Genomic DNA, 12,599 nt, shown 5'->3' with positions numbered 1-12,599 from the left:
AAAGGAACCGTGGCCTCAACGTCAATCGGGCCATCGTCGTCAGTTCAATCTCGTAAATCGGTTTTACTTGAAAGGATACCCATGCTCGTTCAGGCTCGGCCTGATTTTCAACTTGGCCCAGTGTCTAATATCCTTGTCGTTCAATCGGTTGTGTGTGTCCTTGGGGTCAACATAGTTTCGGTTGAATGTTAATGGCTTCCATCTTCGAACGGTTCATCGTATCGCAGGCATTGGCTGGTTCTTTCCGGGACGGGCTCATGTTGCGGATAACAAAGCGTTGAACCAAAGCGGCGTTGGCAGCTGGTTTTGAAAATGGTATGTTATAGACCGCCGCTTGGTTAACGCGGTCGTTATCCAGCGTGAGATTGGTACTCGGAAACGCTTCGCGAGAAATTGTGACTGTTGCCGGAAGTGAAAATTCATTGTGTTGTCATCGCATCGGCTGTGTGTCGTCATCGTATGGTCATCGCGCCGGTGACTCGGAAAATCATACTTGTTTATGCATATCGGAATTCAAATCCAATGGATGCAAAACATCTCACGGAACATTGGACAAATACTGCTTGATTTGTGTTTCTGCATCATGGAGAATGTCACCCAGGAGAACGAAGTGCGCGCTGAACGAGGGGCGGTCTAAATCTCCAAGACAAACAATCCATGCAAAATATGCCGGATAACAAAGCGTTGAACCAAAGCGGCGGTGGTAGCCGGTTTTGAAAATGGTATGATGATTGCCGCCGCTTGGTTAACGCGGTCGTTATCGGACTGACCCCTCAGATGTTCCGCGTATTCGCTTGCACAAACGATTGCTGCAACGCTTGGTCATCGGTGCGTCGTTCGGCATTTGCGTTAGCGACTCGCCGATTCGGACGTCTTGATCCTCCGTTGGCGATTGCCACAACCCACGCCGCTCGCAGTCCTCGATGGTGCTCGATGTTGTCGTTTGCTTTTCCATCGACCCCGTTTTCCAGTCTTCGTTCAACGTCTGCAAACGCCGTCGGACGACAATGCCCGTTTACTTGCCGACCCGGTCAACGCCAAATTGCTTGCCGCCCGAACCAATGCCCGTTAAGCTGTGGCAGCGTTGTTGCCACTTCCCGATGTTCGATCAACGCCCGTCCATAAATGCCGATAACCATGCCATGCACCGGAGTGGCGGTGGTCACGTTTTTTTGAGATCGCGTCAACCGCCGCCACCCGGTGATGGCCACCGTTATCCGCTTAGGCCGTCACGCCATCCTCAACAAACTGGAGCTAGAGCTATGCTGAACGTCTTACATCGTCGTGCCATCTTCTTGTGCGCGACTTTACTTGTTAGTGGCAACTCGTTCGCTCAAAACGATGAGACTATAGAAACCAAAGTTGGCCAAGGCCAGCTGATCGGCATTTTGCAAGTCCCATCTATTCAAAAAGATCTACGACTGACTGCCGAACAAGTCGCAAAGATTTGCGAGATCACTCGAATTCCGGGCGCCATATCGTTTGCGGACGCTGTAGCGCCGCTGAAAACGATACTGACGGATGAACAACTCAAGGAGTTTAAGAGAAACGCATTACCCGGTCTCATGGTGCGGGCGTTTACCGTTTCCGAGGTGCGAGAAACACTTGAATTGACTCAAAAACAAGTGAACTCGATCGTGGAGATCCAGACGAAACTGAAGACTCAGTTGCAACCATTTCAAGATAAGATTAATCAGCTTGGCTCGCCGAAGAACGCTGAAGAGGCAATGCAACTTGAACGAGACACCGAGCAATTTCATGAAGACGCTTACGTAGAGGCATTCGAATTGCTTACTGACGAACAACGCAAGAAGTGGAAAGAGATTGCCAAACCCATTCCGCTGCGCAAAAAGAATGGCGGATAACCAAGCCGTGAACCGGAGCGGCGAAGTCGGCCGGATTTGAAATGGACAATCGTTCGTCGCCGCCCGGTTACGGCAGGCGTTCCCCGACCGAGCTGCCAATGGTTGTCGACAAGCCAAGGTTTTCGATCCGCCAGTTACTCGCACTAACCACTCTTTGCGGTTTGTATTTTGCGTTACAGCACGGCGAACCCAAGTTTACGGTCAGCAATTTTTCCTTTGTTTGGCTCACGCTAGCTGCGAACGCATTATTCTTCTGCTTGCTCGCAATCATTGGTCTACGTTTCTGCAAGCGGCGGGGCATTGTCGCAGCTATAATCGGTTTGGCGTTTTTGATCAATTCGGGAAACCATCTCGTTTACGCTATCGAATACACGTTGACCGGAGACTCCGGACCTTTTGGCGCATTTCTTGATCGCACGGGACTTGGGTACGATGGTCCGGTCTACCTTGGAATCAATGCCTGGGTGACCGAGTGAAAACTGCTTGTCGTTGTCCGAAAGCGCGGGGAACAATGCCGTGAACCGGAGGACGGCATCACGTGTTTTTAAATGGAAAGTCAACTCGCCGTCCCCGGTTACGGCCAACGTTATCCCACAAGAAATTTCGACCGCACAATTTCACTACAACTGGAGCACAAAAATGAAGACCTTGACTATTACCGCTATTCTGCTCGCGTTTGCGACTTTCAATTCCGAGTTGATGGCTCAGGCAGTGCCGTCTGGCTCAACACCTAAATCTATATCCGCCACAATGAACTCCCTCGGCAATGTTGCCACAATTAAGCAAGTATCGGCTGGCACTCGAGACAATAATCTACTTCATGCATCGACCAAATTTGGAATCAGATTTTCTTCAGAACGTGATGCGGTGATTTATGACCCCGAAAATCTTGGTGCGCGGGCAACTCTCAAGATCAAGGCGAATCACATATATCACATGCGCGGCACCATTGTCGTCGTTCGTCAAACAACGCCGTTCAAAATCAAGTACGCGTACGACAGTATTCCTGCAAGTTTCGCTGTCGCTGAATCACCATCTGGCCCGGGTGACGTGTCATCACTGCTAATCGAAACGCCAACTTTCGTGTCCGGGAGCGAATACACAACTGATATCAGATCCCGCGGCGGCAAAAAGCCAGGAGCAGTGTTCGCAACTGTCTTGATCAACGGGTTCGGAGAAATCACGATTGCTGACGAGTTTGACGCAGACCCGATGAAACTAGGCGACTCGCCGGTCCTTGTCGACGGTAATGTCGTCGTGAATTTTCGCGGCACTGAAAGTGGCGGTGACCACACAACGGTCTGGATTCAGTACGTCAAATAGTTTCCGTTCATGATGCGGGGATCTCCAGGAACACCACCCACTTCCCACCCGTGAGCGGGGCAAATTGCGTTAAGATGGGAAGCTTGCGGCAGCGGGCGAATGTTCCTCCACTGCCACCCCGAAGCGCAGCGTTGTAAGTCTGATAACCATGCCATCCACCGAAGGACGGCATGGCGCGTTTACAAATGGAAACCACATTGGCCGTCCTCGGTGATGGCGGTCGTTATTCCGCTGAAAATGACATGACGGCACCGATATTCGAACAACGCGCCAATATGCACCGCGTTGCATTCATACTCGGTGCCGCCTGCATTGACGACCTCATCACTTGGGCCGATGAAGAAATTGACGCGTCGCCCCAACCGCCGAACGCGCTGATTGATCTTTCGCTGGGTCGCAAGCTTCCTCTCGGGAACGTGATCGCATTGCTGAACGAACTAGCGATCGAAACTAACGATCTATGGTCAACGCGCCGCGGATTGTCACTACTCGCTGATAAGATTCGCTCAAACGAAATCGAAACTAAATCGGCGATCATGAAATGCTACGAACATCTGCGGAACGAAAATCTTTTGTATGATGACGCATTCATTATTTTTGTTACACTGGAGGACGATGTGTCGTTAATCCGCGACGGAATCTTCGGCCCAGATCGACTGCCGGAACTCCGTGACGAATTTATCGCGACGCTTGACCAAATGGAACGCGAAACCCGAATCGCGGAATAACAATGCCGTGAACCGAAGCGGCGAAGTCGGGCGTTTTTGAAATGGAAAATCTATCGTCGCCGCTCGGTTACGGCTGACGTTCGCCCAATTGGAGACTTTAATGCGACGTGATGACCGTTCTTGGTATGACACGATGCAGGTGTGCTACAACGGTCACCAAATCACTAACTTCGTCGAGTCTCAACCAGAAAGTACCCGAAAACGCTGTGACGAATGTGGCGAGCCCACAACTGATCACTGCCTCAAGTGCAAAGCGAAAATCATCGGATACCACCATATTCCCGGTGTAATCGGATTCAGTGGCCCTGACCCACCGGCGCATTGCCACGAGTGTGGCGAGGCCCATCCTTGGACGGAACGCCGCAAGGAAATTGGTGACAACACAACGAAGGTCAAATCGGAACAAACCAATAAGATTTTCATTGTCCATGGTCATGACGACGCAATGAAAGAAGCAGTTGCTCGTGTTGTATCGAAGTTGGGTCTCGACCCAATAATCTTGCACGAAAAGCCTAACGGCGGACGCACAATCATTGAGAAATTCGAGAAGAACGCAGACGCTCAGTTTGCCATTGCACTTCTCTCGCCAGACGACAATGCGTTTGTCGCGACAGGCACTGCAAAAAATGCTCGGCCTCGGGCGCGACAGAATGTCATACTAGAACTCGGCTATTTCGTTGGGCGATTGGGGCGTGATCGCGTGCTTGCATTGAAGAGGGAGGGTGACCTCGAGGTTCCCTCTGATTTCGCCGGTGTTGTTTACACTCCATTTGATACTGCGGGGAAATGGCAATTCGAGATGGTTCGTGAACTGAAAGCGGCGGGGTATGATGTTGATGCCAACCTGGTGCTTTAAGAATGGGCGAACCATGCGATGAACCGAAGTCGCGGTAGCCGGGCGACTTTGCAATGGAAAATCCACCCCCGCGACTCGGTTATCGCGGACGTTATCCGAACTGGTGCGCTGTCGCTCCGCTGCGACGACGAACGATCGGTATCCAGACGCTGACGCCGAATGGCCGTCCCAAAGACATTTCTGGCCGTGTCATGTTTCGCGACGTCGAACACGCGGCAACGAATGCCGGGATGCTGGGCGGGTTGGGTCGCACATGCTCGGCTCCGCTTCGTCGTTTGCGTCTTTGGTGCGGGCATCTGACTCCACGCCGAACACGGTTCTGCTTCGCGATCGACTCGATTTACACTTATCTCGGATTTACGACTTTCCACGTTGTTTGCTAATTCCCTGCTTGCAACTCCGCTGCGACCTTGCCACGATGCTGTCACCCAGGTGGACGGAGTCCAGGTTGGCGGCGTCCCGCCGTTGTTTTCTGCTCGCGCAGATCATGCTCGATCCAGGTTGGCGGCGTCCCGCCGTTGTTTTCTGCTCGCGCAGACTATGCTCGATCCAGGGTGGCGACGTCCCGTCGTTATTTTCCGCTCGCGCGGGGCAACGCCCGATCAACACCCGACCCACGACGGCGGATAACCACGCGATGCACCGGAGCGGCGGTGGTCGGCCGAGTTTTGAACTTGCAAGTCGTTCGCCGCCGCCCGGTGATCGCAACCGTTATCGGACTGACCCCTCAGATGTTCCGCGTGTTTGCTTGCACAAACGATTGCTGCAACGCTTGGTTTTAGGCGCGTCTTTCGGCTGTTGCGTTAGCGACTCGCCGATCCAAACGCCTTAATCCTCTGTTGGCGATTTGCTCCGTCCAAGCCGCTCGCAATTCTTGATTGTGTTCGCTGTTGTCGTTTGCTGGTCCAACAACAACGTTTTCGATCCTTCGTTCACCGCCATCAAGCACCGCCGGAAGGCAATGCCCGTTTACTTGCCGACCCGGTCAACGCTGAATTGCTTGCCGCGTGAACCAGCGCCCGCTAAACTGTGGCGGCGTGGTCGTGACTGCCCGGCACTCGATCAACGCCCGTCCATAAATGCCGATAACCATGCCATGCACCGGAGTGGCGGTGGTCACGTTTTTTTGAAGTCACGTCAACCGCCGCCACCCGGTGATGGCCACCGTTCCCCGACTGAAGCCATTGAACAAACACTCGCTCTTACTCGTGCACGGCTTTGGCGTCGCATCGTGTGTTTTTCGACCGTTGCTTCGTCGCCTTAACGATGTTTCCACATCCGCTGAGCTGTTTCGCTATCCAAGCGTGGGACTTGAACTCGCGGCGATTGTCGCACGACTATCCAGGCATCTCCGAGATACGCCACCCGATTCGATCATTGCACATAGTCTTGGATGTATTGCGTCGTGGATCGCGGTTCGTGATGCTGACTGGCGGGGACCAATCGTTTTGTTGGCTCCTCCACTGAAGACGCTGCCATTGACACGCCTGATTCCCTCCCTTGCACGGATGCCGTTCGCACCACTGTTGGATCACCGCGATCTATTCACTGATCCCGAATTTCGACTGCCGACTCTCCCTGGCTGCACGATTCAAACTATTGCCGGACGCAATGATCTGCTCGTGCCACTATCTTGCACACGCCACACCGATGTAACCACCGCGTGGGTTACAATGCATACTCACAATTCGATGCTCTTCTCGCCTTCGGTTGCCAGACGCTGCCTCTCTTGGACTGCCGGCAACGAAGAATGCGGGGAACCATCGGATGCACCCGAGTCGGCGAGTCGGGCGTTTTGACAATGGAGAATCTCTCGCGCCGACCGGGTGATCCGCACCGTTACCCGAACGAAATCGCGAAATAGCCTCTCACCGTATGCGAAAATCTGACGAATTGCTCGCACTGTTGCCGAATGGTGTCGCGTCCTATGAACCGCTGGATTTTTCCTGGGACGGCGTGAAGGAGGCATTTCTATTCACGTCAACTTTCGATGAGACATCTTACCCATTGTGGGTCTCCAGGTTCGTTCAGCATGTCAAGTCAAAGGCCCCGCCAAATGCTCGAGTGGATACGGAGGAACACCCGGAACTTGCATACCTCGTCATAAATGTCTACGGCGACGAGAAAATTGACATTCACGCTGCGTGGTGTCAGGATGATGATGCGTTCGGCAATTTGAATGCATGGCTCGGATCACGACTCCTCAAGAAGATGGTTGAATCAGAGAGGCCCGCAACGGCAGGCGTAGTTCGTATCGAAGATCCCTCGGCATTCATTCCCGACGACCTCGACTAATCGGGTAACAATCGCGTGCACCGGAGAACGCGAGTCGAGCGATCTGGCAGTTAGAAACATTTCCGCGCGTTCCCGGTGACGCGTGGCGTTCGCTGACATGATGAAATACATCGCATTACTTACCATCTCAGTGTTTTCATTGCTTTCGCATGGTAGCACTTGCCGTGCAGACTCTTGGGGACCGATCACGAAGTTCGAGTTTCGCTCTGAAAATGACCGTTACCTATTGCGAATAGAACCACACAACAATTGGCCGGACAAACCTGGGCATTGTCGCGGCATTCTGTATCGACTCAATGGAGAGAAGCGCAACGAGATCTGGTCGCGATTCCTGGTTAACAATCACGCCCCCGTCAGCGTTTTTGTCGCGAACACCGGCAACTACGTGGTCACGATGGATGAATGGCACAGTGTTGGTGAACTTCCGGTCGTGGTTTATGGCAAACGCGGCGAACTGGTCCGCGTTCACAGCACGGATTCGCTAGGCCTGAAGGACGACATTGAACACATTAAGCAAACCGTCTCCAGCTACTGGTGGAATGAAGACTCGACTAGTTTCTTCGGTCCCGAAGGCGAGACGTTTTTCATTCGGCTACATTGGGGTAAACTGCTGATGCTAGAACTGCGTGATGGTGATTTGATGGATGACGAGTGGTACGAAATTGCGAAAGGGTGGGCCATGCCGGAGAAGAAATGGAAAGCACTTCACGACTACGCCAAGCAAAAACTGGGCGCTAAGCCGACCGCTCAGCCATGATTCGCAGCGAACCATGCGATGCAACGGAGCCGGGCTTGCACGGTTTCACGAATGGAAAATCAACCTTTCCGGCCCGCTGATCGCTGCCGTTCCCCGACACAAATGAGGCTCACCACTGGACGCGGTGTTCGCAACTCTGACGCTACTATTTCCGCCGATACTTGCAATCGTCATTCGCGGCAGGGGTCGCGCGATTCTATACGGAACGGTCGCTGTTTGGGCTCTCATGGTTGCGGGCGCTCAATACAACCTCGCGACTGATCCGGAATACAACAGCTTTGCGTCGGGCATATCAATTGTGGTCGGGTGGCTCCCCGGATTGGTGTATTCGGGACTTTGCGTCTCGATTGTTGCCATTGCTTCTGCGATCTTGCGTCGAAAAACCAACGAGACGCCTGAACGATGACTTCACGCGGATGTACTGGCTGTTGTTTCGTACGTTATAATTGTGCCGTCGTCGATCACTTGGTTGCCGTCAACGCCCGCCGGAAAAGCGGGGAACCAAACGATGCAACCGAGCGGCGAAGTCGGGCGTTTTGAAGTGGTTGATCTTCCGTCGCCGCCGGCTGATCGTCACCGTTCTGTCAATTTTCAAAACTAGACCTTGGGGCTCCGAATGTCTGCGCGTGGTAGTCTTGTCAGCAATCCTAGCAAACGCCCAAAACTGATCAGCGAGTCGAAGCGGTACATACCGCTTCTGTGGCTTGGGATGCTGTCACTGGAGGACATCGACAACGATGATTGCGGCGCATTTGAGATTGATCGCGTGACAGCGATAGAACGCGCTGAGCGCAACCTCCCGTTTCTGACCGCCGTCTTCCCGAACCTCCCGTTCGAGGATTCCGCCCGTTCACTATTGGATCGCCTTCGCAAATTGCGTTCCGATAACATCGGGATCGATATCACGGAATTGGTTGAACCGGATCCGCCGAACCCTGGATTGCAGGACGCTCTCGTTGCCATTGCGGCACAGAACCACAAGTATTCGCTTTCCATTCCTGCGCGAAACGTCGAGAACCCCGCGACTGGCGACATGATTAAGGTCAAGGCGCAAAAGATCGCGTCAACGCAAGACATGTTGCTTCGGGTATGCTGGCTTACGCCACATGAACTTGACGAATTCGACGACGAAGAACTTCGCGACATCGTCAGCGGCTATATTTGGAAATAGAAGACAGAACCATCACATGCACCGAAGGACGCGAGCCGAGCGGTTTGGCAGTGGACAGGTTTTCGCGCGTCCTCGGTGATGTGTACCGTTATCCGAATTTGGAATTCCGTCTCGCGACTTTTACCGGTATGTAATGCCAGCTCTAATCAAACTCGCCAACGACCGCGACTGGATCGGTCTCGCGAGCGCACTCGGGAGTATCGCCAAACCATTGCCGCAGTCTCAGCGCGCTGAGCTTTTCGTTCGATCCGTCGTGTCTGGCGACACTAAACTTCTTGCGAAGATAATGTCGCTGGGCATTTCGCCGAACGCAGTTTGGAACACCTACACTCCCCTTACAACCGCGTGCGAACTGCTTGACGCCAAAGTGATACGCTGGCTTTTGAAACAAGGTGCGGACGTCAGGAAGAAGGGATATGACCAAGCCACCGGGTTGATCGCAATTGCCAAGCTAGGTCTGGAATGGGATGATGCAACTCTGCGTGAAGAAGGTGTCCGAATCGCTCGGTTTCTGTTAAAATTCGGATGCCCAGTCAATGCGCGCGATGTGGTTGGTCGTACCGCCTTGGACTACGCGTTTGAATCGAACTGGCTTGCTCTGACAAAGCTCTTGGTTCGCTCGGGCGCCAAGCTACGATATTGTGAAGATGGAGGTGCAATGGCAGGCTTCTATATGGTGCGAATGTCAGGCACATCTGATGCATGTGCCCAGTATCTCAAAGCTGGGGGCAAACCTACTCACATCGTGACGGAAGACTTGACGGTACTCGATTGGGCTCAAAAGTGTGGTCGCCACGATCTCGTCCAAATGCTCACATGACTAGTAGAATCAGTCGGATAACCATCGCATCCACCGAAGTCGGGCTTGCAAGGTTTCACGAATGGACAATCAACTTTCCCGACTCGGTGATGCGGGCCGTTATCCGACTGAACGCGAATGTTCCGACTTCGATTCTCTATTCGCGTACTACTTGTTGTACTGTTTGCTTCGGCACTCGCGTTCGCGTTCGTCACAATGGGAGGTAATGCGGACCGCGAACTGCATAAAGATCTCGGGCTTGCTCGACGGGAACGCCTGGACGTTATTGGCCGCTATGTTTCCGACGGTGTTTTCAACAAAACTGAATACGCGATCGTTTCTATCGCTTCTACGGACGATTTTCGGCTTGCGGCCGCCGTGCGTACGATTGCCTCCGAAGACTACTCAACATCGAAATGGGAGATCCCGCGATATTCGATCCGGGAGCCCGACGGTACAATTCGCAACGGACTGGAGCAAACGTTTAGATCACCGCCTACGGCACACGATATGCGTATTTTTACGAACTGGGTCTGGCTAAAGTGCGGACTCAAATCGGCTCCAATTCAAAACGGCGGATAACCAGCCAATGCACCGGAGTGGCGGTGGCACGGTTTCTCGCAATGGTTGACATTTTCGCCGCCACCCGGTGATTGGTAACGTTATTTTGCAAAGGACAGCTGGCACTTGAACTTCGAGGCATATTGGCAGGCCGAGTATCCTGCATGTCCCGCGATTCCTTATCTGCTCCGGGATGCCTACCCGGAACGCTGGGTGCGTTTTCATTCACTACCCGACTCAAAGCGTTACGCTGAGAACGAGGCTGAATACAGAATCATTCTTCACCGGCACAACACGGTCCTAGACCATCTAGCGAAACAAGACACTCCGCTGCTTTTCATCTCAACCGAGTTCGGAGAGACAACGAATCCAATCCGGGCCGACTCGCCGCTTGTCGAACTCGATTCATCAGCCCGCTGCATTTGGACATTCAAGGCCGATCCTGGTGATGACGAGAATTACTACCGTCACCTCTTTCTGAGTGACTGGAAATGGAAACCCGGAATCTTCGATTCAATTCTTCGGCTCGTAGCCGACTGGAAAATCGTTGATACAATGATTGTGTGTACTGATCGGAAATGGATATTTCATCCGTACGATGGTGGTGCTGATTTTATACTTCCCAATCCATCCGAACGCGACGAACTAAAATCCTGCTTTTCCGACTGGCTCTCCCTTCACCCACTAGGACTCTGAGAAGCAAAATAACCAAGCCATGCACCCGAGCACGCGATCGGGCGTTTTTCACATGGTGGCTTCACTCGCGCGTGCCGGGTGATGGCCACCGTTATCCCACTGAGCACACCCAAGGATGAACCGAATGAACCAATACCTATTTCTGTTCTCGGCGTTTCTTTTGGCTGCCTTACTTGGCTGCCAGCCTGCTGAATCAATCAGCAAATCGGCTCTCGATAGGCAATCGAATGGTGTCGAGGCCTCCTCGCTAGAAGACAAACCAGATAAAATTGCTCCATCGGTTGATGCTGGTATGCTCGCGGACGGACTCGAGCGAACACAACAAATTCACGCGAGAACAAAACCTGCTCCAAATCCGAGCTCTTTGATCGAATCAAATCCTAAGCGGGACCCAGGTAATTGATCGATACTCGATTGCATCTGTCTCTGCTTACTTTCCGTCTTGAAATATTGCTGAGGATAACAATGCCGTGCACTGGAGCGGCGTATCAGGTGTTTTGAAAATGGCTAATCTCTCGTCGCCGCCCAGTGACGGCTGACGTTATCCTTTTGACGTCTTCCCACGACAATTTAGAATCGCAACTCGCTTAACCTCTTTAACCTGGAATCCCCGATGATGCCGAAAACTCTGTGTTCGAACCTATCCCACCTTAGCTATCAACTCAGATCTTTCATTTCGATTGCAGCCGTCTTGATTTTGATGGCAGCGACTGCAAAGGGGGATTTGATCTTCAGCGGTGACTTCCAAAACGGTACCGGCAATTTGGTAATCACTAATTCCATCACGTTCACGCTTACCGGTGATAGCGATTCAAACGGTTTCTTTGAAATCGTGTTCGATCAAATTGTTACTCCCGACAGCGCCCGCGACATCGCATTTTCTGACACCAATTTTGCATTCAGTCGGAACGGCAACCCCGTAACTTCGACTGATTCTAGATTCTACGACAATCAGACCTCCACCATCAACGATATCACTGTGGGTGATGGATTCCTTCTAAGCAAACTCGATTCTGGGCTCGTCACTGGTGAAAGTTTGACACTCTTAGCGGGGAACTACACGTTTGGTGCGGCTACTGGTTTCAATCCTCAATATAATGGTCTTACATTTACGGGGGACGCATTCATCGTTCGCGATCGCGATGGTCGCCGTATCTCAAGCATCGAAAATGTTAGTGCAGTCCCCGAACCGGGATCGTTCACGTTGGTTGGATTAGCGATCGTGGGATTTGTTGCTCGTCGGCGCAGGGTGTCATCAGAGGTCAGGACCTTCCGACATTCCTGAACGATGCTATGACATGATGACTCTGCATTCTTTGGTGCTTGACTTTGAAAAGCGGATAACCAAAAAATGCACCCGAGTCGCGAAGTCGGGCGTTTTGACAATGGAGAATCTCTCGTCGCGACCGGGTGATTTTAGACGTTATCGAAGTTGTTGCCTTAGTGCAGCAACCGTTAACTTCAAACTAATTATGGCCCCTTCCGGTGTCGATCCCTGCCCGTGACAGTTGGCAAACTCTCCGCCAAGCAAAGTCGTGTGGTAAAGAC

Annotated in this window: 15 protein-coding genes; all 15 read left to right on the top strand. The window is 52.5% G+C overall.

Annotation, left to right across the window (positions count from 1 at the left end):
- Positions 1-1,262: 1,262 nt before the first annotated feature.
- On the top strand, positions 1,263-1,865 hold the full coding sequence (locus Poly51_RS28395) for a hypothetical protein (protein WP_146462346.1): 603 nt from the start codon (positions 1,263-1,265) through the stop codon (positions 1,863-1,865).
- Between the two features lie 41 nt (positions 1,866-1,906).
- The gene (locus Poly51_RS28390) at positions 1,907-2,341 is read left to right on the top strand and encodes a hypothetical protein (RefSeq protein ID WP_146462345.1); all 435 of its coding nucleotides are present in this window, start codon (positions 1,907-1,909) and stop codon (positions 2,339-2,341) included.
- Positions 2,342-2,504: 163 nt separating this feature from the next.
- Complete coding sequence (locus tag Poly51_RS28385; RefSeq protein ID WP_146462344.1) at positions 2,505-3,188, top strand: hypothetical protein; 684 nt, start codon at positions 2,505-2,507, stop codon at positions 3,186-3,188.
- Positions 3,189-3,358: 170 nt separating this feature from the next.
- Complete coding sequence (locus tag Poly51_RS28380) at positions 3,359-3,916, top strand: hypothetical protein (protein ID WP_146462343.1); 558 nt, start codon at positions 3,359-3,361, stop codon at positions 3,914-3,916.
- Between the two features lie 100 nt (positions 3,917-4,016).
- Positions 4,017-4,772 carry a DUF2321 domain-containing protein gene (locus tag Poly51_RS31650; RefSeq protein WP_146462342.1) on the top strand — a complete coding sequence of 252 codons (756 nt, stop codon included), beginning with the start codon at positions 4,017-4,019 and terminating at the stop codon, positions 4,770-4,772.
- Between the two features lie 53 nt (positions 4,773-4,825).
- Positions 4,826-5,155 (top strand): hypothetical protein, encoded by a 330-nt coding sequence (locus Poly51_RS28370; RefSeq protein WP_146462341.1) that lies wholly within the window; start codon positions 4,826-4,828, stop codon positions 5,153-5,155.
- A gap of 774 nt (positions 5,156-5,929) precedes the next feature.
- Positions 5,930-6,571, top strand: coding sequence for an alpha/beta fold hydrolase (locus Poly51_RS31935; protein WP_146462340.1), 642 nt, complete (start codon positions 5,930-5,932; stop codon positions 6,569-6,571).
- A gap of 76 nt (positions 6,572-6,647) precedes the next feature.
- The gene (locus Poly51_RS28360; protein WP_222435945.1) at positions 6,648-7,067 is read left to right on the top strand and encodes a hypothetical protein; all 420 of its coding nucleotides are present in this window, start codon (positions 6,648-6,650) and stop codon (positions 7,065-7,067) included.
- 226 nt (positions 7,068-7,293) lie between these two features.
- Positions 7,294-7,824 (top strand): hypothetical protein, encoded by a 531-nt coding sequence (locus Poly51_RS28355; protein WP_146462338.1) that lies wholly within the window; start codon positions 7,294-7,296, stop codon positions 7,822-7,824.
- Between the two features lie 616 nt (positions 7,825-8,440).
- Positions 8,441-8,995, top strand: a complete 555-nt coding sequence (locus Poly51_RS28350; protein WP_146462337.1) for a hypothetical protein — start codon at positions 8,441-8,443, stop codon at positions 8,993-8,995.
- 286 nt (positions 8,996-9,281) lie between these two features.
- Positions 9,282-9,815 (top strand): ankyrin repeat domain-containing protein, encoded by a 534-nt coding sequence (locus Poly51_RS28345; RefSeq protein ID WP_146462336.1) that lies wholly within the window; start codon positions 9,282-9,284, stop codon positions 9,813-9,815.
- Positions 9,816-9,932: 117 nt separating this feature from the next.
- Positions 9,933-10,376: a hypothetical protein gene (locus Poly51_RS28340; protein WP_146462335.1), complete on the top strand. Its 444-nt coding sequence runs from the start codon at positions 9,933-9,935 to the stop codon at positions 10,374-10,376.
- 105 nt (positions 10,377-10,481) lie between these two features.
- Positions 10,482-11,051 (top strand): DUF3885 domain-containing protein, encoded by a 570-nt coding sequence (locus tag Poly51_RS28335; RefSeq protein WP_146462334.1) that lies wholly within the window; start codon positions 10,482-10,484, stop codon positions 11,049-11,051.
- A gap of 124 nt (positions 11,052-11,175) precedes the next feature.
- Positions 11,176-11,454, top strand: coding sequence for a hypothetical protein (locus Poly51_RS28330; RefSeq protein ID WP_146462333.1), 279 nt, complete (start codon positions 11,176-11,178; stop codon positions 11,452-11,454).
- Between the two features lie 210 nt (positions 11,455-11,664).
- Positions 11,665-12,336 carry a PEP-CTERM sorting domain-containing protein gene (locus Poly51_RS28325; protein ID WP_146462332.1) on the top strand — a complete coding sequence of 224 codons (672 nt, stop codon included), beginning with the start codon at positions 11,665-11,667 and terminating at the stop codon, positions 12,334-12,336.
- Positions 12,337-12,599: the final 263 nt, after the last annotated feature.

The sequence above is a fragment of the Rubripirellula tenax genome (assembly GCF_007860125.1).
Lineage (GTDB): Bacteria > Planctomycetota > Planctomycetia > Pirellulales > Pirellulaceae > Rubripirellula > Rubripirellula tenax.
The sequence above is the reverse complement of the archived record's forward strand: the minus strand, read 5'-3'. Positions and strand labels throughout refer to the sequence as shown.

What these genes read in the sequence shown, in the direction of transcription:
- Poly51_RS28350 (WP_146462337.1), top strand. Translation starts at nt 8,441, where the DNA reads ATGTCTGCGCGTGGTAGTCTTGTCAGCAATCCTAGCAAACGCCCAAAA.
- Poly51_RS28370 (WP_146462341.1), top strand. Translation starts at nt 4,826, where the DNA reads ATGGAAAATCCACCCCCGCGACTCGGTTATCGCGGACGTTATCCGAAC.
- Poly51_RS28340 (WP_146462335.1), top strand. Translation starts at nt 9,933, where the DNA reads ATGTTCCGACTTCGATTCTCTATTCGCGTACTACTTGTTGTACTGTTT.
- Poly51_RS28330 (WP_146462333.1), top strand. Translation starts at nt 11,176, where the DNA reads ATGAACCAATACCTATTTCTGTTCTCGGCGTTTCTTTTGGCTGCCTTA.
- Poly51_RS28390 (WP_146462345.1), top strand. Translation starts at nt 1,907, where the DNA reads ATGGACAATCGTTCGTCGCCGCCCGGTTACGGCAGGCGTTCCCCGACC.
- Poly51_RS31935 (WP_146462340.1), top strand. Translation starts at nt 5,930, where the DNA reads ATGGCCACCGTTCCCCGACTGAAGCCATTGAACAAACACTCGCTCTTA.
- Poly51_RS28360 (WP_222435945.1), top strand. Translation starts at nt 6,648, where the DNA reads ATGCGAAAATCTGACGAATTGCTCGCACTGTTGCCGAATGGTGTCGCG.
- Poly51_RS28395 (WP_146462346.1), top strand. Translation starts at nt 1,263, where the DNA reads ATGCTGAACGTCTTACATCGTCGTGCCATCTTCTTGTGCGCGACTTTA.
- Poly51_RS31650 (WP_146462342.1), top strand. Translation starts at nt 4,017, where the DNA reads ATGCGACGTGATGACCGTTCTTGGTATGACACGATGCAGGTGTGCTAC.
- Poly51_RS28325 (WP_146462332.1), top strand. Translation starts at nt 11,665, where the DNA reads ATGATGCCGAAAACTCTGTGTTCGAACCTATCCCACCTTAGCTATCAA.
- Poly51_RS28385 (WP_146462344.1), top strand. Translation starts at nt 2,505, where the DNA reads ATGAAGACCTTGACTATTACCGCTATTCTGCTCGCGTTTGCGACTTTC.
- Poly51_RS28345 (WP_146462336.1), top strand. Translation starts at nt 9,282, where the DNA reads ATGTCGCTGGGCATTTCGCCGAACGCAGTTTGGAACACCTACACTCCC.
- Poly51_RS28380 (WP_146462343.1), top strand. Translation starts at nt 3,359, where the DNA reads ATGGCGCGTTTACAAATGGAAACCACATTGGCCGTCCTCGGTGATGGC.